Here is a 16,944-nt window from a genome sequence, read left to right as displayed (position 1 = left end):
ACTGACCAGTCAGTTCAAATTGGTGGGACACAGGGGGAACTGTGGACGGAGTCGGTGTCACGGCCGACGGCCTCGGGCTCCGCGGGCCTCGCGGGTGGGCATTCCGCGGCGTCGGCTTCCGGGCGGAGCCGGGCTCGCTGATCGTGATCGAGGGGCCGTCGGGGTCCGGCCGGACGAGCCTGCTGCTCGCACTCACCGGCCGGATGAAGGCCACGGAGGGCACGGCGACGGTGGGCACGGCACGGCTGCCCAAGCAGGCGGCCGCGGCCCGCAAGGTCAGCGCCCTGGCCCATGTCGCCGGGGTCACCGACCTGGAGCCGGCCCTCACCGTCGGCGAGCACCTGCGCGAACGGGCGCTGCTGGAGCGGCGGTTCTCCGGTTCCGTGCGGCAACTGCTGCGCCCGCGCGCGGAGAAGGCCGCCGAGCTGGACGCACGCGTGGACGACGCGCTCGCCGCCGCCGGGCTCGACCTGGAGTCGCTGCCCAAGGGCGCGCGGACGGCCGTTCGCGATCTGGAACGGCTGGAAGCGCTGCGGCTGTCGGTGGCGCTGGCCCTCGTCGGCCGGCCGGGGCTGCTCGGCGTGGACGACGCCGACCTGAAGCTGTCCGAGGGTGAACGCGCCGACGTGCGCGCACTGTTCGCGTCCCTCACCGCGGCCGGGACGACGGTCGTGGCGGTGTGCGGCGAGGCACCCGAGGACGCGGTCCGGGTGACCACGTCCGGCCAGGACGGCGAGGCCGGCGCGACCGGGGCGACCGGAGCGACCGGAGCGACCGGGGCGGGGAACCCGGGACCGGCCGCGGCTCCCGAGGCGGACGGCGACACGGACGCCGCCGAGGACGGACCTGGGGAAGACGGGAAGGCCGGGGAAGACGGGGAAGCCCCCGAGAACGCGGCGGACACGGCGGACACGGACACCGGTACGACCGAGGCGACAGCCGGAGACACCCCCGCCTGCGGCGACGACGACCCGAAGACCGAAGACCCGAAAACCGAAGACCCGAAGACCGACGACCGGAACACCGGCGACAAGGAGGACCCGGCGGATGCGCTCCCCGAAACTGGCCGCGCTTGAGCTGCGCCGCTTCGGCCGGGGGCGCCTCCCCCGCGCCGCCCTGGTCGCCCTCCTGCTGCTGCCCCTGCTCTACGGCGCGCTGTACCTGTGGTCCTTCTGGGACCCCTACGGACGCCTCGACCGCATCCCCGTCGCGTTGGTCAACGACGACCGGGGGGCGAACGTCGGCGGCACAAGGCTCACCGCCGGCGACGACATCACCGAGAGGCTGCGGGACAGCGCGACCTTCGAGTGGCACGAGGTGAGCGCCGCGCAGGCACGCGCGGGCGTGGAGGACGGGACCTACTACCTGTCGCTGACCATGCCGGCCGACTTCAGCCGGCGGATCGCCTCCAGCTCCGGCGAGACCCCCGAGACGAGCGCCCTCCAGGTCCGCACGAACGACGCGAACAACTACATCGTCGGGCAGATCTCGCGGACGGTCTTCAGCGAGGTGCGCACGGCCGCCTCGACGAAGGCCTCGCGCTCGTTCCTCGACAAGATCTTCATCTCGTTCTCCGACATCCACGGCAAGACCGAGGAGGCCGCCGACGGGGCCGACAAGCTGACCGGCGGCATCGACAAGGCCGAGAAGGGCTCCAAGGACCTCGCCGACGGGCTGAAGAAAGCCAAGACGGGCAGCGACAAGCTGGCCAAGGCGCTGACGAAGCTCGACAAGGGGGCCGGTGACCTGGCGGACGGGTCGCGCAAGGTCGCGGACGGCACGCAGACGCTGGCCGACAAGGTCAACGGCATCGATGCCGAGGTGGGGCCGTACGTCGCGAAGAACGAGAAGACCATCGGGGACACCGCGCAACTCGTCGCGGACTCCGCCCAGGTGGTCGGCGGCCACCTCGCCACGCTGGTGAAGTCCGCCCCGATCGCCGCCAAGGGCGCGCACACGGCCGCCGACACGCTGGCCGGCGTCTACACGGCACGCTGCGAGACCCCGGTGCTGCCCGACCCGGCCTGCGCCGACCTGAAGAAGGCGAGGGACGCGGCCGCGGACGTCGTGCTGATAGCCGACGACGTCAACACGCTCATCGCCGACCAGAACGGCGACCTCAAGACGCTCCGCGCGAACCTCGCCATCCTCCAGAAGCAGTCGCAGGCCCTCGCCGACCGCGCCCCGAACCTGTCCGAGGACCTCACCGACGCCGTGGCCAGGATCAACGAGCTGAACGAGGGGGCCGGGAAGGTCGCCGCCGGCGCGAAGAAGCTGCACACCGGGCTCGGCGCCGCCGACACCGGCGCGGGGAACCTCGACAAGGGCGTCGGCAAGCTGAAGACCGGCGCGGACGACCTCAACGGCGGCATCTTCAAGCTGGTCGACGGCTCGGGGAAGCTCGCGGGCGGACTGCACGACGGCGCCGAGCGGATCCCCGACTACGACGAACCGGCCCGCGACGCGCGCACCGCCGTCATGGCGGACCCGGTGCGGCTCGCCAACCAGGACCTGCACAAGGCGCCCAACTACGGCACCGGGTTCGCCCCGTACTTCATCCCGCTGTCCCTGTGGGTGGGCGCGATGGTGGCGTACATGCTGATCGCGCCGATGAACCGGCGGGCGCTCGCCGCCGGCGCCTCGGCGTGGCGGATCGCGCTGGCGGGCTGGCTGCCGGTGGTGGCGATCGGCGTGCTGCAGACGACCGCGCTGATGGCGGTGCTGCACTGGGCGGTCGGCCTGCGGATGGAGCGGGCCGCCGGGACGGTGGGCTTCCTCTTCCTGGTGACGGCCTGCTTCGCGGCGCTGATCCAGTGGCTCAACGCCCGCTTCGGCGCGGCCGGCCGCATCCTCGTGCTCGCGCTGCTGATGCTCCAGCTGACGTCGGCGGGCGGCACGTACCCGGTGCAGACCAGTCCAGGCTTCTTCAACGCGATCCACCCCTACCTGCCGATGAGCCACGTCGTGGACGCGCTGCGTCGGCTCATCACGGGCGGCGGCCTGGAGCCGGTGTGGCACGCGTGCGTGGTGCTCGTCGTGTTCACCGCGGGCGCCCTCGCGCTGACCGCGCTGTCCGCGAGGCGGCGCCAGGTGTGGACGCTGGACCGGCTGCACCCGGAGCTGAGCCTGTGAGCACGCGATCCCGCCCTCCGGCGAGCCGGGCACCTGTGACAATCAGGGGCATGGAAAGCACCACCACGCCGGGCGGCCGCACCCGCCGCGAGGCCACCCGGCAGAAGCTCTACGAGGCGGCCGTCACCCTCATCGCCGAGCAGGGCTTCTCCGCCACCACGGTGGACGAGATCGCCGAGCGGGCCGGGGTCGCCAAGGGCACGGTCTACTACAACTTCGCGAGCAAGTCGGTCCTCTTCGAGGAGCTGCTGCGGCACGGGGTGGGCCTGCTCACCGCCTCGCTGCGGGAGGCCGCCGAGCGCACCGCGCGGGAGGGCGGCAGCCGGGTCGACGCGCTGGACGCGATGGTCCGCGCGGGCCTCGTCTTCATCGACCGCTATCCGGCGTTCACGCAGCTCTACGTGGCCGAGCTGTGGCGCACCAACCGGGCGTGGCAGTCCACGCTGATGGTGGTGCGGCAGGAGGCGGTGGCCGTCGTCGAGGGCGTGCTGCGGGAGGGCATCGAGGGCGGGGAGTTCAGCGAGGAGATCGATGTGCAGCTGACCGCGGCAGCGCTGGTGGGCATGGTCCTGGTGGCCGCGCTGGACTGGCAGTCCTTCCAGCCGGAACGCTCGCTGGACGACGTCCACGCGGCGCTGTCCCGGCTGCTCCAGGGGCGGGTCAGCGGGCGCCCGTAGGGCGGCCGGTTCCCGGGGCGCCTTCCCGTGCGCCCTGGGGATGAGCGCTCACGGCTGAGTACGCGTACCTAGTGGGGGAGATGAGTACGCGCGCGGATGGGTGCGGGTCCACGGGGACGGGAGAGTAAAGGCACGGGAAGGGGCACGGCACCGGCACCGCCGACACGGGGCGGCGGAACGGCGCCGGTCCTGGACCGCTCCTTCCGCCGGCCGGGTCGGCGGGAGCGAGGCACGGGGGGACCCGGGGGAACGACCGAACGGGGGAACGGGGGAAACGGGGGAAGCACGAGGAAGCGCCGGTGCGCGGTGGCCCACGGGGGACGTGGCCACCACGCACCGGCGCTTCCGTGCGATGCCCGGCGACCCGCCGACAGCGCTCGCGTCCCGTTCCGGCCCGATGGAACGGGCCGGGGCCGTCACTGTCAGTCGCGGCCGATAAAGTCGCGGGCATGGCACGGATTGCGGTGATCGGCGCTGGGATGGGCGCGCTCGCGGCCGCCGCCCGGCTGGCCGTGGCAGGTCACCGGGTGGTGGTGTACGAGCGTACGGAGACGTACGGCGGTGCGGTGCGCCGCTTCGAGCGGGACGGGTTCGCCTTCGACACCGGGCCCGGTCTGCTGCCGCTGCCCGCGGTCTGGCGCGACCTGTTCCTCAAGACGGGCAAGGAGCCGCTGGAGGACCGCGTCGAGCTCGTGCAGGTCGACCCGTCCGCACGCCATGTGTTCGCGGACGGTGTCGAGGTCGCCCTGCCGAACGCCTCACGCGCGGGAGTCGTCGCCGCCCTGGAGGAGTCGCTCGGGGCGGGCGCCGGGAAGCGCTGGGGCGACTTCCTCGTCCGGGCCCGGGAGGCATGGGACCGCACCCGCCGGCCGCTCCTGGAGGAGCCGCTGTGGGCGGACTGGTCGGTGCTGGGCGAGCGCGAGCCCTACCCCTCGGTCCCGCACAAGCGACTGCTGCGCACCCGGCGGGCCGGCACCCTGGCCGAGGTCGGCGCCTGGGAGCTGCGCGACGCCCGGCTCGCCGCGCTGCTGGAGAGCCACGCGCTCGCGTACGGCCTGGATCCGCGCGTCACCCCGGCGAGCGCGGCCGTGCTGCCGTACATGGAGCACGCGTTCGGGATGTGGTACGTGCGCGGCGGGATGCGGGAGCTGGCCCGCGCGGTGTACGAGCGGTGCGTGGCCCGCCGGGTCGAGTTCGTCTTCGGCGCCGAGGTGACACGGGTGCTGGAGAAGGACGGCCGGGCGGCGGGCGTGGAGTTGAAGGGCGGCGCCGGTTCCGGTGCGTCCGGCCCGGGGGAAGGCACGGTCGCGGAGGCCGACTTCGTCCTCGCTCCGGGAGGGTTCCCGGGGCTCGCGCCGCGCGCCCACGGCGAGGTGGTGCCGCAGGCGGGCCTGCCGAGTCGTCTGACCGTGCTGCTGGCCCTGCGGGGCGGCCGTCCGGAGGGCGCCGCCCATCGGACGGTGGTGCACACCGACGACCGCGAGGGCGAGTTGGAGAGCCTCTTCGGCACGGCGGCGGGGAAGCCGGCGCGCCCGACGGTCACGGTGCTGCGGCCCGGCGACCCGGCTCTGGTGCCGGACTCCGGCCATGAGGCGGTCGTCGTCAGCTGTGTGGTGCCCGTGGGGGCGGATGTGCCGGCCGACGCCGTCGAGCGGTTGATCGACGCCGCCGGGCGGGCCGTCCCCGGGCTGCGGGACCGCCTGCTGTGGAGCGAGGTGCGCACGCCCGCCGACATCGCGGACGAGACCGGCGCCGCGGGCGGCGCCGTCCCGGCGCCGGCGCTGGCCGCGGCCGGGGGGCGGCTGCTGCACCCGTCCAACTCCACCGGTGTGGAGGGCCTGTTCACCGTGGGCGGCTGGTCGCACCCGGGCGGTGGGCTGCCGCACGCCGGCATGTCGGGTGCGCTGGTGTCCGGACTGATCGTGGAGGGGCCCGAGTTCCGCGGCTCGCAGTGAGCGGGACGCGCGGGCGTCAGTACCGGTACTGCTGCTCGTCGTAGCCGTTCCCCTGCTGCCGGCCGTCGCCCTGGTAGGGGTAGTGCTGGTCGGACGGCAGGTCGCCGCCCGGGGAGTCGTCGCTGCGCTGCTGCGGGACCCACACCCCGCCGGAGGGGGTCTCCCCGTAGCCGCCGGAGCCGTACTGGTCCTGGCCGTACCCCTGCTGACCGTACTGCTGCTGGCCGTACCCGGTGTCGTACGAGCCCGAGCCGTAGGTCTGGGTGCCGATGTAGGGGTCGGAGTAGGCGGCGTACTGCTGTTCGCCGGCGGAGTCGTAGCCGTACTGCTGCTGCCCGTACCCGGAGTAGCCGTCGTGGCCGTAGCCCTGGTCGGCGGTCTGGGCGGCCGTCGCGTACTGGTCCTGGGGCTGGGTGGCGGCCGCGTAGGCGGAGTCGCTGTAGACGCCGTAGGAGCCGGTGTCGTCGGGCAGGGGCTGCGGCTCGTAGACGGCGGCGCCGCGGGCGGCCGGGGTGAAGACGTCGTCGTGGTCGTCGTCGTAGGAGTCCGTGTCGCGGCCGTAGGACATGCGGTCCCCGCTGAACGGGGCGTCGGCCTCGCGGCCGTGGGAGTCGGCGTCCTCCTCGGCCGTCTCCAGGCCGGAGACCTGAAGGACGGGGTCCTTGCGCTCGGCCCGGCCCCGGCGGCCCTTGACGGCCTCCGCGCCGGGGCGGCTGACGGCCCAGCCGGCGGAGAAGCCGCGGCGGAACGACAGCGTCACATAGGTCTGGCCGACCGCGAACGCGGCGGCGCCCAGACCGATGACGATGACGTTGGGCATCAGCACGCCCAGCACCACGCCGAGGAAGCCGGCGAACGCCAGCAGCCGGTAGCGCAGGCGTGCCTTGTACTGAAGCAGCACCTCGCCGAGCAGCCACAGCGCGACGACGCCGAACGCGATGTAGAGGACCGTCCAGCCCATGTACGCCCCTCTCCCAGTGGCCGCACGCAGTGTGACGTATCACGGTGCGGCAGGTCTAGGCCTGCGGCGGGTGGTGCAGACCCAGGTTCTCGTAGATTTCCAGCGTCGCCGTGGAGTTGTTGAGCGTGATGAAGTGCAGTCCGGGCACTCCCTCGGCGAGAAGCCGAGCGCAGAACTCCGTGGCGAAGTCGATGCCAATGGAGCGTACAGCGGCCGGATCGTCTTTGGCTGTGAGGATGCGCTCTTTCAGCTCGGCCGGGAAGTGGGCGTTGCTGAGCTGGGGCAGCCTCTCCAGCATTTTCACGCTCGTCACCGGGAGGACCTCGGGGATCACCGGGGTCGGGCAGCCGGCCGCCGCCACCCGGTCGCGCAGCCGCAGGTAGGACTCGGGCTGGAAGAACATCTGGGTGATGGCGTAGTCGGCGCCGGCGCGGCACTTGTCGACGAAGTGCGCGACGTCCTTGTCCCAGTCGGTCGAGCGCGGGTGCATCTCGGGGAACGCGGCGACGCCGACGCAGAAGTCGCCCGACTCCTTGATGAGCCGGACGAGTTCGGCGGCGTAGGCCAGGCCGCTCGGGTGCGGCACCCACTCCCCCATGGGGTCGCCGGGCGGGTCGCCGCGCACGGCGAGCATGTTGCGGATCCCGGCGTCGGCGTACTGGCCGATGATGTTGCGCAGTTCGGCGACGGAGTGGTCCACGGCCGTGAGGTGCGCGACCGGGGTGAGGGTGGTGTCGACGACGATCTGTTGCGTCTCCTTGACCGTGGTCGCCCGGGTGGAACCGCCGGCGCCGTACGTCACCGACACGAAGTCCGGGGCGACCGCCTCGACCCTGCGGAGGGCGTTCCACAGACTGCGCTCGCCCTTGGGCGTCTTCGGCGCGTAGAACTCGAACGAGTAGGTCGTCTTGCCGGTGGCCAGGATGTCGCGCACGGTACGGGCGCGGTCGGTCCTGGTGGATGCGGTTCCGAGGGCCATACCCGCAGGTTAGTCAGGGCACGGCGGTGTCCCAACCAGATCCCGCAAATTTGCCCGATTTGCCGGACTGCTGTCCGCCCTTTGGACAATCGGCCGGACATTGCCGGACAGCGACCGGCCGGAAATCACACCTTCCGCAGCCGCTCGGCGAACTCCGCCGCCGCGGCCCCGGGGTCGTCCGCCTCGGTGATCGCGCGCACGACGACGACCCGGCTGGCGCCGGCGTCCAGCACCTCGTCGAGGCGGGTGAGATCGATGCCGCCGATGGCGAACCAGGGGCGGTCCGTGCCGAGGGCGGCGGTGCGGCGGACCAGGTCGAGGCCGGGGGCATGGCGGCCGGGCTTGGTGGGGGTGGGCCAGCACGGGCCGGTGCAGAAGTAGTCCACGCCGTCCTGGACGGCGGCGGCCCGGGCCTCCGCCTCGGAGTGCGTGGAGCGGCCGACGAGGACGTCGTCGCCGAGGATCGCCCTGGCCGCGGGGACCGGCAGGTCGCCCTGGCCGAGGTGGAGGACGTCGGCGCCGGCGGCGTGGGCGACGTCCGCGCGGTCGTTGACCGCGAGCAGCCTGCCGTGCCGGGCACAGGCGTCGGCGAACACCTTCAGGTGCTCCAGCTCCTCGGCCGCCTCCATCCCCTTGTCCCGCAGCTGGACGATGTCGACGCCGGCGGCGAGGACCGCGTCCAGGAACTCAGGGAGGTCGCCCTGGCGCTTGCGGGCGTCCGTGCACAGGTACAGACGGGCGTCGGCGAGGCGGGCGCGGGCGGTGTCGGGCATGCGTGGGTCCCCCCGTGGGCGGCGGCCTGCGGGGGCCCGAAAGCCCCCGCGGGCCGGTCGGTCGTCCGGAACGTGCTGGTCAGACGGCGAGCGCCTGGGCGCGGCGCTTCACCTCCGTGCCGCGATTCTCGCTCAGGGCCTGGGCCGGTGTGCCGGGCAGGCTCTCGTCGGGGGTGAAGAGCCACTCCAGCATCTCTTCGTCCGTGAAGCCGTCGTCCCGCAGCAGCGTCAGGGTGCCCACGAGGCCCTTGACGACCTTGTCCCCGTCGATGAAGGCGGCGGGGACGTGCAGCGCGCGGTTCTCGCCGCGGCGCACGGCGATGAGCTGGCCCTCCTTGACCAGCTGCCGCACACGTGTCACCTCGACGTCGAGCATCTCTGCGATGTCGGGCAGGGTGAGCCAGGCGGGGACGAGAGCATCGATCTTTGCGTCAATCTCGGTCACGGGGTCAAGGGTAGGCGCTCGGGCCGGGTGGCCGCGATCGCTCCGCCGCCCGAACGCCGCACTCCCGGGCAGATCAGGCGGTCGCGTTCTTCAGCGGACGCGACGGGTCGGCCAGCGCGTCGGCGTCCATACGGCTGCCCGCCTCGATCAGCCGTCTGCCCTGCGCCAGGTCGCGCGGGCGGCCCACGGCCAGCAGGGCGACCAGGCGCCCGTCGCGCAGCCAGCACACGCTCCAGGCCGGTCCTGCCGGGTCGCCACGCCACACCATGCGGTCGGCGGCGCCGTGGTGGCCGGCGTACTGAACGAAGCGGCCGAACTGCTCCGACCAGAAGTACGGCACCGGGTCGTAGGTCTCCAGGGGCTCCCCGGTGGGCTCGCCGAGGATGTTGGCGGCGACCGTACGCGGGCCCTGGAGGGCGTTGTCCCAGTGGTGGACGAGGAGCCGCTCGCCGTAGCGCGCCGACGGGAAGGAGGCGCAGTCGCCCACCGCGTACACGTCCGGCACGCTGGTGCGCAGATGGGAGTCGGCGAGGATCTCGCCGTGCGCGCCGAGCTCGATGCCCGAACCGGCCAGCCAGGCGGTCGCGGGGCGGGCCCCGATGCCGACCACGACGGCGCCGGCGGGCAGCCGCGAGCCGTCGCCGAGGACGACCTCGCCGGGTTCGACGCGCTCCACGCGCGCGCGGGTGCGCAGTTCGGCGCCGCTGTCGGCGTACCAGCCGGCCATCGGGGCGGCGACCTCGGCGGGCAGGGCGCCCGCGAGCGGCCGGTCGGCGGCCTCGACGACGGTGACGGCGCAGCCGGCGTCGCGGGCGGCGGTGGCGAACTCCGCGCCGATCCAGCCGGCGCCGACGACCACGACGTCGTGCTGCCGGGCGAGGACGGGCCGCAGCCGTTCGGCGTCGTCCAGGGTGCGCAGCAGATGGACGCCGGGCACACCCTCGGCGCCGGGCAGCCGGATCGGTTCGGCGCCGGTGGCGAGGACCAGGACGTCGTAGGGCACCGGGCCGGCCTCGGTGTCCAGGACGTGTTCGGCGGGGCGCACGCCGAGCGCCTCGCTGCCGAGCCGCAGGCCGATGCCGAGGCCGTCGAAGTCGACGTCGAAGGCGGAGCCCTCGGCCTTGCCGAGCAGGACCGCCTTGGACAGCGGCGGCCGGTCGTAGGGCTGGTGGGGTTCGGCGCCGATCAGCGTCACCGTCCCGTCGAAACCCTGCTCGCGCAGGGCGACCGCGGTCTGCACCCCGGCCATGCCCGCGCCGACGACGACCACGCGCCGTCCGGCCGTACCGACTTCGTCCCGTCTCTGCTCGCTCACCTGATCACCTTAGACAACTGACGGATTGTCAGTCAGCCGTCGTGCTCCGTGACCTGCTCCACAACGCTCGTCCCGCTGCCGGGCTGCGACTCCCACTCCCATGTCTCGTCGAGGCGGACCCGGCCGTCGGCCAGCTCCACCACCGTCGACACGCAGTGCCCCGAGGACGTCGTCCCGTCCTGCTTGAGCTGTACGTACCGGAAGTCGAGCCGGTCCCCGGCACGGGTACCCACCAGATGCCCTCTCACGACGTCGCCGCCCGCGTAGTCGGCCCAGATCACACCGTCGCGCTCGTGGTACGCGAAGCGGGTGCGGGTGCCGACCTGGCCGGGGGCCTGGTCGGCGACGGGGGCGAGGACGAGACCGTCGAGCGAGGGCGGCACGGGGTGGGACTCCCTTACTGAGACATGCGAGGCCGGGCTAGGGTGGCCAACCTAGAGCACTCGCGGGAGCCCGGACGCACCGGGCTGAGAGGGAGGCTGGCGGCCTCCGACCGTACGAACCTGATCCGGGTCATGCCGGCGAAGGGAGGGGCTGGACGCCCATGTCCGCACGTACGTCAGACGTCCTCGTCGTCGGGGGCGGAATCATCGGTCTGGTCACGGCGTGGCGGGCCGCACAGCGCGGTCTGGTCACGGCGGTGGTGGATCCCGAGCCGGGCGGCGGGGCCGCGCGGGTGGCGGCCGGGATGCTGGCCGCCGTCACCGAACTGCACCACGGCGAGCAGACGCTGCTCGGCCTGAACGTGGAATCGGCGCGCCGCTACCCGGAGTTCGCGGCCGAGCTGAGCGACCTCACCGGGCAGGACCTCGGCTACCGGCGCTCGGGCACCCTCGCGGTGGCGCTGGACGCCGACGACCGGGCCCATCTGCGGGAACTGCACGCCCTGCAACAGCAGTCGGGGCTCACGTCACAGTGGCTGTCGGGGCGCGAGTGCCGGCGCCTGGAGCCGATGCTCGCGCCGGGCGTGCGCGGCGGGCTGCGCGTGGACGGCGACCACCAGATCGACCCGCGGCGGCTCGCGGGGGCGCTGGTGGCCGCGTGCGAACGGGCGGGCGTGGTCTTCCACCGCCGTTGGGCCGAGCGGCTGTCCGTGAGGGGCGGCCGGGCCGACGGGGTCGTCACGGACGACGGGACGGCGCTGGAGGCCGGGCAGGTGGTGCTCGCGGGCGGAAGTCTGAGCGGGCGGCTCGCGGGCGTGCCGCGGGAGCTGCTGCCGCCGGTGCGGCCGGTGAAGGGGCAGGTGCTGCGGCTGACCGTGCCGCCCCGGTACGCGCCGTTCCTGAGCCGCACGGTACGGGCCGTGGTGCGCGGCAGCGACGTCTACCTGGTGCCGCGGGAGAACGGCGAGCTGGTCGTCGGCGCGACGAGCGAGGAGCTGGGCTGGGACACGACGGTGACGGCAGGCGGCGTCTACGAGCTGCTGCGCGACGCCCATGAGCTGATCCCCGGGATCAGTGAACTGCCCCTGACGGAGACGCGCGCGGGGCTGCGTCCCGCGTCGCCGGACAACGCGCCCCTGCTCGGGCCGAGCGGCCTGGACGGGCTGCTGCTGGCCACCGGTCACCACCGCAACGGCGTGCTGCTCACGCCGGTGACCGGGGACGTGCTGGCGCATGTCCTGACCACGGGTGAACTGCCCGACCTGGCCCGCCCGTTCACACCCCGGCGCTTCGGCGCCGCCGCACTCTCGGAGCAGCCCGCATGAACATCCACGTCAACGGCGAGCGGCGGGAGGTCGCCGCCGGCACCGCGCTCGACACCGTCGTACGGTCCCTCACGGCGGCGCCCTCCGGGGTGGCGGCCGCGCTGAACGAGACCGTCGTCCCGCGCGCGCGGTGGTCCGCCACGACCCTCGCCGAGGGGGACCGGGTGGAAGTCCTCACGGCCGTCCAGGGAGGCTGAGCCATGGCTGACGATCCCCTCGTCCTCGGCGGTACGACGCTGTCGTCCCGGCTGATCATGGGCACGGGCGGCGCGCCCAGCCTGGAGGTGCTGGAGCGGGCGCTGGTCGCGTCCGGGACCGAGCTGACGACGGTCGCGATGCGCCGGGTGGACCCCTCGGTGCACGGGTCGGTGCTGTCGGTGCTCGACCGGCTCGGGATACGGGTGCTGCCGAACACGGCGGGGTGCTACACGGCCGGGGAGGCGGTGCTGACGGCGCGGCTGGCGCGGGAGGCGCTGGGGACGGACCTCGTGAAGCTGGAGGTCATCGCGGACGAGCGGACGCTGCTGCCGGATCCGGTGGAGCTGCTCGACGCGGCCGAGACGCTGGTCGACGACGGGTTCACGGTGCTGCCTTACACGAACGACGATCCGGTGCTGGCGCGGAAGCTGGAGGACGTGGGGTGCGCGGCGGTGATGCCGCTGGGGTCGCCGATCGGGTCCGGGCTCGGGATCCGCAACCCGCACAACTTCCAGCTGATCGTGGAGCACGCGGGGGTGCCGGTGATTCTGGACGCGGGGGCGGGTACGGCGTCGGATGTGGCGCTGGCGATGGAGCTGGGGTGTGCGGGGGTGATGCTGGCGTCGGCGGTGACGCGGGCGGCGGATCCCGAGCGGATGGCTCGCGCGATGCGGGCGGGGGTGGAGGCGGGGCGGCTCGCGCGGCTGGCGGGGCGGATTCCCCGGCGGTACTTCGCTGCGGCGTCTTCTCCTGCGGAGGGGTTGGCCGTGCTGGATCCTGAGCGTCCTGCGTTCTGACCGTGGGGACGGTCCCGTTTCCTTCTCTCCCACCCGCGCACCGCCCGTTCACCGTCAGGAGAAAGGTGAACGTCGCCCGTGGGGGCTGAGCGCCGTCGGCGGCTTTCCGTCTCGGGGTGGGGGCAGAGAGCGCCCGGGGGCTGGGCGCCGTCGGCGGGAGGCGGAGGCTGTCCGGGGGGCTGGGGGCTGTCGGCGGCTTTCCGTCTCGGGGTGGGAGGCGGGGGGCGTCCGGGGGGCTGGGGGCCGTCGGGGGTCTTGCCGGTGTCTCTCGGTCATGGGGTGCGTCACAGGTCCGCTGCAGTGCGGTGGTGGGTGGGGTGGGGGTGTCGGTGGGGGCTCGTAGACTCGCTGCGTGGACACGACCCTTCAGGACCCTCTCGTCGGGCAGGTGCTCGACGGGCGCTATCGCGTCGAGGCGCGGATCGCGGTCGGCGGGATGGCCACGGTCTACCGGGCCGTGGACACCCGCCTCGACCGCGTGCTCGCACTCAAGGTGATGCATCCGGCACTCGCGAGCGACGCCTCCTTCGTCGAGCGCTTCATCCGGGAGGCCAAGTCCGTCGCCCGGCTCGCCCACCCCAACGTCGTCCAGGTGTTCGACCAGGGGACGGACGGGGCGTATGTGTACCTCGCCATGGAGTACATCGCCGGCTGCACGCTGCGCGATGTGCTGCGCGACCGGGGTGCGCTCCAGCCGAGGGCCGCGCTGGACATCCTGGAGCCGGTGCTCGCCGCGCTCGGCGCCGCGCACCGGGCCGGGTTCGTGCACCGGGACATGAAGCCCGAGAACGTGCTCATAGGGGACGACGGGCGGGTCAAGGTCGCCGACTTCGGTCTCGTGCGCTCCGTGGACACCGTCACCAGCACCACCGGCGCCGTCCTCGGCACCGTGTCCTACCTGGCGCCCGAGCAGATAGAGCACGGCACGGCCGACGCGCGCGTGGACGTGTACGCGTGCGGCATCGTGCTGTACGAGATGCTCACCGGTGACAAGCCGCACGAGGGCGGCACCCCCGCCGTCGTGCTGTACAAGCACCTCCACGACGACGTGCCCCCGCCCTCGGCCGTCGTGCCGGGTCTGCCCTACGAGCTGGACGAGCTGGTCGCCTCGGCGACCGCCCGCAACGCGGACGTGCGCCCGTACGACGCCGTGGCGCTGCTCTCCCAGACCCGTGAGGCGCGCGCCGCGCTCACCGAGGAGCAGCTGGACGCCTCGCCCCCGCAGGCCCTGTCCGCGGAGCACGACAACGCCGAGGACCGCACGAGCGTGATCCCGCGCTCCCTCACGGTCCCCAGGCCCCTGCCCGTCGGCGAGAACGACCCGGCCGCCCATGCCGGCGGAGGCGGCGACGGGCTCGACCGGACGTCCCGGTTCCGCAGCCCTCCCCCGCTGCCGCCGCAGCGCCGGTCGCTGCCGGCCCGGGGCCGGACGGTGGCGATCGTCACCCTGGTCCTGCTGGTCCTCGGCGTCGGCGCGGGCGTCTGGTACATCAACTCCGGGCAGTTCACCAAGGTCCCGGCGGTGCTGACCCAGACCGAGGAGCGAGCCAGGCAGCGGCTGGAGGCGGCCGGGCTGGAGGCCGGCACCACGAAGCACGAGTTCAGCGACACGGTCGCCCGTGGCACGGTCATCTCCACCGACCCTGGGCCGGGGGCCCGCATCCGCAAGAACGACACGGTGACGCTCGTCGTGTCCGACGGGCCCGAGACCGTGAAGGTGCCGTACCTGAAGGGCTTCCGGCTGGCCAGGGCCAAGGCCCAGCTGAAGGACGACAGCCTGGAACCGGGCATGGTCACCCAGGAGTTCAGCGAGGACGTCCCCAAGGGCGCCGTCATCCGCAGCGACCCCGAGGCGGGCACCGAGCGCCGCGCCGGCACCGCGGTCGCCCTGGTCGTCAGCAAGGGCAGCCCGGTCGACGTCCCGGAGGTCATCGGCGACAGCCTCGCCGACGCGCGGGCCGCGCTGACGGAGGCCGGCCTGAAGGTGACGGTCGCCGCCGGGCAGGTCAACTCCGAGTACGACAAGGGTCAGGTCGCCGCCCAGTCGCCGGCGCCGGAGAAGCAGGTCGCCGAGGGCGACACCGTGACGCTGACGCTGTCCAAGGGGCCGGAGATGGTCGAGGTCCCGGACGTGGTCGGCTCCAGCGTCGACGACGCCAAGCGGGAGCTGGAGCAGGCCGGCTTCGGGGTCAAGGAGGACAGGGGTCTGCTGGGGCTGTTCGGGGACACCGTGAAGGAGCAGTCGGTGGAGGCCGGGGAGTCGGCGCCCAAGGGGTCGACCATCACGATCACCATCCGGTGACCTGGCGGTCCCGGGGGCGTGACACCCTGGGCGGGTGAGTCCTCAAGCGTCACCGTTCCCCTCCCGCAACCCCGTCGGCGGCCATGTCCCCGTGGCCGGCGGTCTGCACTCGGTCGGGGTGGCCTACGCCCGCGAGCTGCAGGCCGAGGCGGTCCAGGTCTTCGTCGCCAACCCGCGCGGCTGGGCGACCCCCGCCGGGAACCCGCGGCAGGACGAGGCGTTCCGGGAGGCCTGCGCGACCACGTCGACGCCGGCGTACGTGCACGCGCCGTACCTGATCAACTTCGGCTCGCACACCGAGGCGACGGTCGAGAGGTCGGTGGAGTCGCTGCGGCACTCGCTGCGCCGGGGGCGGGAGATCGGCGCGCTGGGCGTGGTCGTGCACACGGGCAGCGCGACGGGCGGACGGGACCGGTCGGTGGCGCTGAAGCAGGTGCGTGAGCACATGCTCCCGCTGCTGGAGGAGCTGACGCACGACGACGACCCGTGGCTGCTGCTGGAGGGCACGGCCGGCCAGGGATCCTCGCTGTGCTCGCGGACCTGGGACTTCGGCCCGTACTTCGAGGCGCTGGACGCCCATCCCAAGCTCGGCGTCTGCCTGGACACCTGTCATGTCTTCGCCGCCGGGCACGATCTGACCGGCCCGTCCGGCATGCACCAGACCCTCGACCTGCTGGTGGACACCGTCGGCGAGGGACGGCTGAAGCTGATCCACGCCAACGACTCCAAGGATGTGGTCGGCGCACACAAGGACCGGCACGAGAACATCGGGTCCGGCCACATAGGCGAGGATCCGTTCCGCGCCCTGATGACCCACCCGGCCACCGTCGGCGTGCCGCTCGTCATCGAGACGCCCGGCGGCAAGGAAGGCCACGCGGCGGACGTGGAGCGGCTGAAGAAGCTCCGGGACGGCTGAGGAGCCGGCCACGACTCCGGGACGGCCGAGGGCCGGCTACAGCTCCGGCCCCTCCCCCGGTTCCTCCTGGTAGGAGTACCGCTGCTCCCGCCACGGGTCGCCGATGTTGTGGTAGCCGCGCTCCTCCCAGAAGCCGCGGCGGTCGGCGGTCATGTACTCCACGCCGCGGACCCACTTCGGGCCCTTCCAGGCGTACAGGTGGGGGACGACCAGGCGGAGCGGGAAGCCGTGTTCGGCGGTGAGGAGTTCGCCGTCCTTGTGGGTGGCGAAGATCGTGCGGTCGGAGGCGAAGTCCGACAGGCGCAGGTTGGAGCTGAAGCCGTACTCCGCCCACACCATCACATGGGTGACGTCGGGGGCGGGCGGCGCGATGTCCAGGATGGTGCGGGCCGGGATCCCGCCCCATTCGGCGCCGAGCATGCTGAACTTCGTCACGCAGTGCAGGTCGGCGACGACGGTGGTGTGCGGGAGGGCCGTGAACTCCTCGTGGTTCCAGCTCCGCTTGCCGCCGTCGGCGGTGGCGCCGAAGACGCTGAACTCCCAGCGCTCCGGACGGAACTTGGGTACCGGCCCGTAGTGGGTGACCGGCCAGCCCCGCTGCAGTCGCTGCCCCGGCGGAAGCTCGGACACTGCTGCTTCTCCCGTTTCCCGCTCCACCGGCTGACCCATGACTCCATCCTGACAGACCCCGGACACCGCCCCTCACCCGCCATGGGCGGAAACGGGCACATGGCACTAAGCCTGGACTAACTTACTAAGTACGCACTTACTGGACGATCTTCGATC

16 protein-coding genes and 1 riboswitch are annotated in these 16,944 nt (G+C 73.2%); of the genes, 9 read left to right on the top strand and 7 right to left on the bottom strand.

Annotated elements, in window-relative coordinates:
- Positions 1–41: 41 nt before the first annotated feature.
- The 4 genes from EV567_RS04225 to EV567_RS04210 all read left to right on the top strand — a co-directional run bounded on the left by EV567_RS04225 (position 42) and on the right by EV567_RS04210 (position 5,764).
- Complete coding sequence (locus EV567_RS04225) at positions 42–1,076, top strand: ATP-binding cassette domain-containing protein (protein WP_130437203.1); 1,035 nt, start codon at positions 42–44, stop codon at positions 1,074–1,076.
- Positions 1,048–3,132 carry a YhgE/Pip family protein gene (locus tag EV567_RS04220; RefSeq protein WP_130437202.1) on the top strand — a complete coding sequence of 695 codons (2,085 nt, stop codon included), beginning with the start codon at positions 1,048–1,050 and terminating at the stop codon, positions 3,130–3,132. Before EV567_RS04225 ends, EV567_RS04220 begins: the two co-directional genes overlap by 29 nt.
- A gap of 50 nt (positions 3,133–3,182) precedes the next feature.
- A complete protein-coding gene (locus tag EV567_RS04215; protein WP_130437201.1) occupies positions 3,183–3,809 on the top strand; it encodes a TetR/AcrR family transcriptional regulator in 627 nt (208 codons plus the stop codon).
- A 449-nt stretch (positions 3,810–4,258) separates the two neighbouring features.
- A complete protein-coding gene (locus EV567_RS04210) occupies positions 4,259–5,764 on the top strand; it encodes an NAD(P)/FAD-dependent oxidoreductase (RefSeq protein ID WP_130437200.1) in 1,506 nt (501 codons plus the stop codon).
- A 16-nt stretch (positions 5,765–5,780) separates the two neighbouring features.
- Here EV567_RS04210 and EV567_RS04205 read toward each other — a convergent pair whose 3' ends face one another.
- From EV567_RS04205 to EV567_RS04180, 6 genes are all read right to left on the bottom strand, one after another.
- A complete protein-coding gene (locus EV567_RS04205; protein WP_130437199.1) occupies positions 5,781–6,725 on the bottom strand; it encodes a hypothetical protein in 945 nt (314 codons plus the stop codon).
- Between the two features lie 55 nt (positions 6,726–6,780).
- On the bottom strand, positions 6,781–7,704 hold the full coding sequence (gene metF / locus EV567_RS04200) for a methylenetetrahydrofolate reductase [NAD(P)H] (protein ID WP_130437198.1): 924 nt from the start codon (positions 7,702–7,704) through the stop codon (positions 6,781–6,783).
- Between the two features lie 125 nt (positions 7,705–7,829).
- Positions 7,830–8,477, bottom strand: a complete 648-nt coding sequence (thiE, locus tag EV567_RS04195; protein ID WP_130437197.1) for a thiamine phosphate synthase — start codon at positions 8,475–8,477, stop codon at positions 7,830–7,832.
- 79 nt (positions 8,478–8,556) lie between these two features.
- Positions 8,557–8,922, bottom strand: coding sequence for an Rv2175c family DNA-binding protein (locus EV567_RS04190; RefSeq protein WP_130437196.1), 366 nt, complete (start codon positions 8,920–8,922; stop codon positions 8,557–8,559).
- 73 nt (positions 8,923–8,995) lie between these two features.
- The gene (locus EV567_RS04185; protein ID WP_130437567.1) at positions 8,996–10,192 is read right to left on the bottom strand and encodes an NAD(P)/FAD-dependent oxidoreductase; all 1,197 of its coding nucleotides are present in this window, start codon (positions 10,190–10,192) and stop codon (positions 8,996–8,998) included.
- A 77-nt stretch (positions 10,193–10,269) separates the two neighbouring features.
- Positions 10,270–10,620, bottom strand: coding sequence for a hypothetical protein (locus tag EV567_RS04180; RefSeq protein WP_130437195.1), 351 nt, complete (start codon positions 10,618–10,620; stop codon positions 10,270–10,272).
- A 52-nt stretch (positions 10,621–10,672) separates the two neighbouring features.
- Positions 10,673–10,784, top strand: a riboswitch (TPP riboswitch).
- Between EV567_RS04180 and thiO the strand changes: the two genes are divergently transcribed.
- The 5 genes from thiO to EV567_RS04155 all read left to right on the top strand — a co-directional run bounded on the left by thiO (position 10,782) and on the right by EV567_RS04155 (position 16,158).
- Positions 10,782–11,945 carry a glycine oxidase ThiO gene (gene thiO, locus EV567_RS04175; protein ID WP_130437194.1) on the top strand — a complete coding sequence of 388 codons (1,164 nt, stop codon included), beginning with the start codon at positions 10,782–10,784 and terminating at the stop codon, positions 11,943–11,945. It overlaps the preceding riboswitch by 3 nt.
- Positions 11,942–12,142 carry a sulfur carrier protein ThiS gene (gene thiS / locus EV567_RS04170; protein ID WP_130437193.1) on the top strand — a complete coding sequence of 67 codons (201 nt, stop codon included), beginning with the start codon at positions 11,942–11,944 and terminating at the stop codon, positions 12,140–12,142. The genes thiO and thiS overlap by 4 nt, the downstream gene beginning before the upstream one ends.
- A 3-nt stretch (positions 12,143–12,145) precedes the next feature.
- A complete protein-coding gene (locus EV567_RS04165) occupies positions 12,146–12,940 on the top strand; it encodes a thiazole synthase (RefSeq protein ID WP_130437192.1) in 795 nt (264 codons plus the stop codon).
- 352 nt (positions 12,941–13,292) lie between these two features.
- On the top strand, positions 13,293–15,242 hold the full coding sequence (pknB, locus tag EV567_RS04160; RefSeq protein WP_130437191.1) for a Stk1 family PASTA domain-containing Ser/Thr kinase: 1,950 nt from the start codon (positions 13,293–13,295) through the stop codon (positions 15,240–15,242).
- Between the two features lie 34 nt (positions 15,243–15,276).
- On the top strand, positions 15,277–16,158 hold the full coding sequence (locus EV567_RS04155; protein ID WP_130437190.1) for a deoxyribonuclease IV: 882 nt from the start codon (positions 15,277–15,279) through the stop codon (positions 16,156–16,158).
- A 36-nt stretch (positions 16,159–16,194) separates the two neighbouring features.
- Here EV567_RS04155 and EV567_RS04150 read toward each other — a convergent pair whose 3' ends face one another.
- Entirely contained in the window at positions 16,195–16,827 is a 633-nt protein-coding gene (locus EV567_RS04150) for a sulfite oxidase-like oxidoreductase (protein WP_130437189.1), read from the bottom strand.
- Positions 16,828–16,944: the final 117 nt, after the last annotated feature.

The organism is Streptomyces sp. BK239, from assembly GCF_004217285.1.
Classification (GTDB): Bacteria; Actinomycetota; Actinomycetes; order Streptomycetales; family Streptomycetaceae; genus Streptomyces.
Note: the sequence above shows the minus strand (reverse complement) of the source record. Positions and strands in the feature narration are given on the sequence as shown.

Coding starts and splice junctions, on each gene's coding strand:
- EV567_RS04220 (WP_130437202.1), top strand. CDS start 1,048: ATGCGCTCCCCGAAACTGGCCGCGCTTGAGCTGCGCCGCTTCGGCCGG.
- EV567_RS04215 (WP_130437201.1), top strand. CDS start 3,183: ATGGAAAGCACCACCACGCCGGGCGGCCGCACCCGCCGCGAGGCCACC.
- EV567_RS04150 (WP_130437189.1), bottom strand. CDS start 16,827: ATGGGTCAGCCGGTGGAGCGGGAAACGGGAGAAGCAGCAGTGTCCGAG.
- thiE (WP_130437197.1), bottom strand. CDS start 8,477: ATGCCCGACACCGCCCGCGCCCGCCTCGCCGACGCCCGTCTGTACCTG.
- EV567_RS04205 (WP_130437199.1), bottom strand. CDS start 6,725: ATGGGCTGGACGGTCCTCTACATCGCGTTCGGCGTCGTCGCGCTGTGG.
- metF (WP_130437198.1), bottom strand. CDS start 7,704: ATGGCCCTCGGAACCGCATCCACCAGGACCGACCGCGCCCGTACCGTG.
- thiO (WP_130437194.1), top strand. CDS start 10,782: ATGTCCGCACGTACGTCAGACGTCCTCGTCGTCGGGGGCGGAATCATC.
- EV567_RS04165 (WP_130437192.1), top strand. CDS start 12,146: ATGGCTGACGATCCCCTCGTCCTCGGCGGTACGACGCTGTCGTCCCGG.
- EV567_RS04210 (WP_130437200.1), top strand. CDS start 4,259: ATGGCACGGATTGCGGTGATCGGCGCTGGGATGGGCGCGCTCGCGGCC.
- thiS (WP_130437193.1), top strand. CDS start 11,942: ATGAACATCCACGTCAACGGCGAGCGGCGGGAGGTCGCCGCCGGCACC.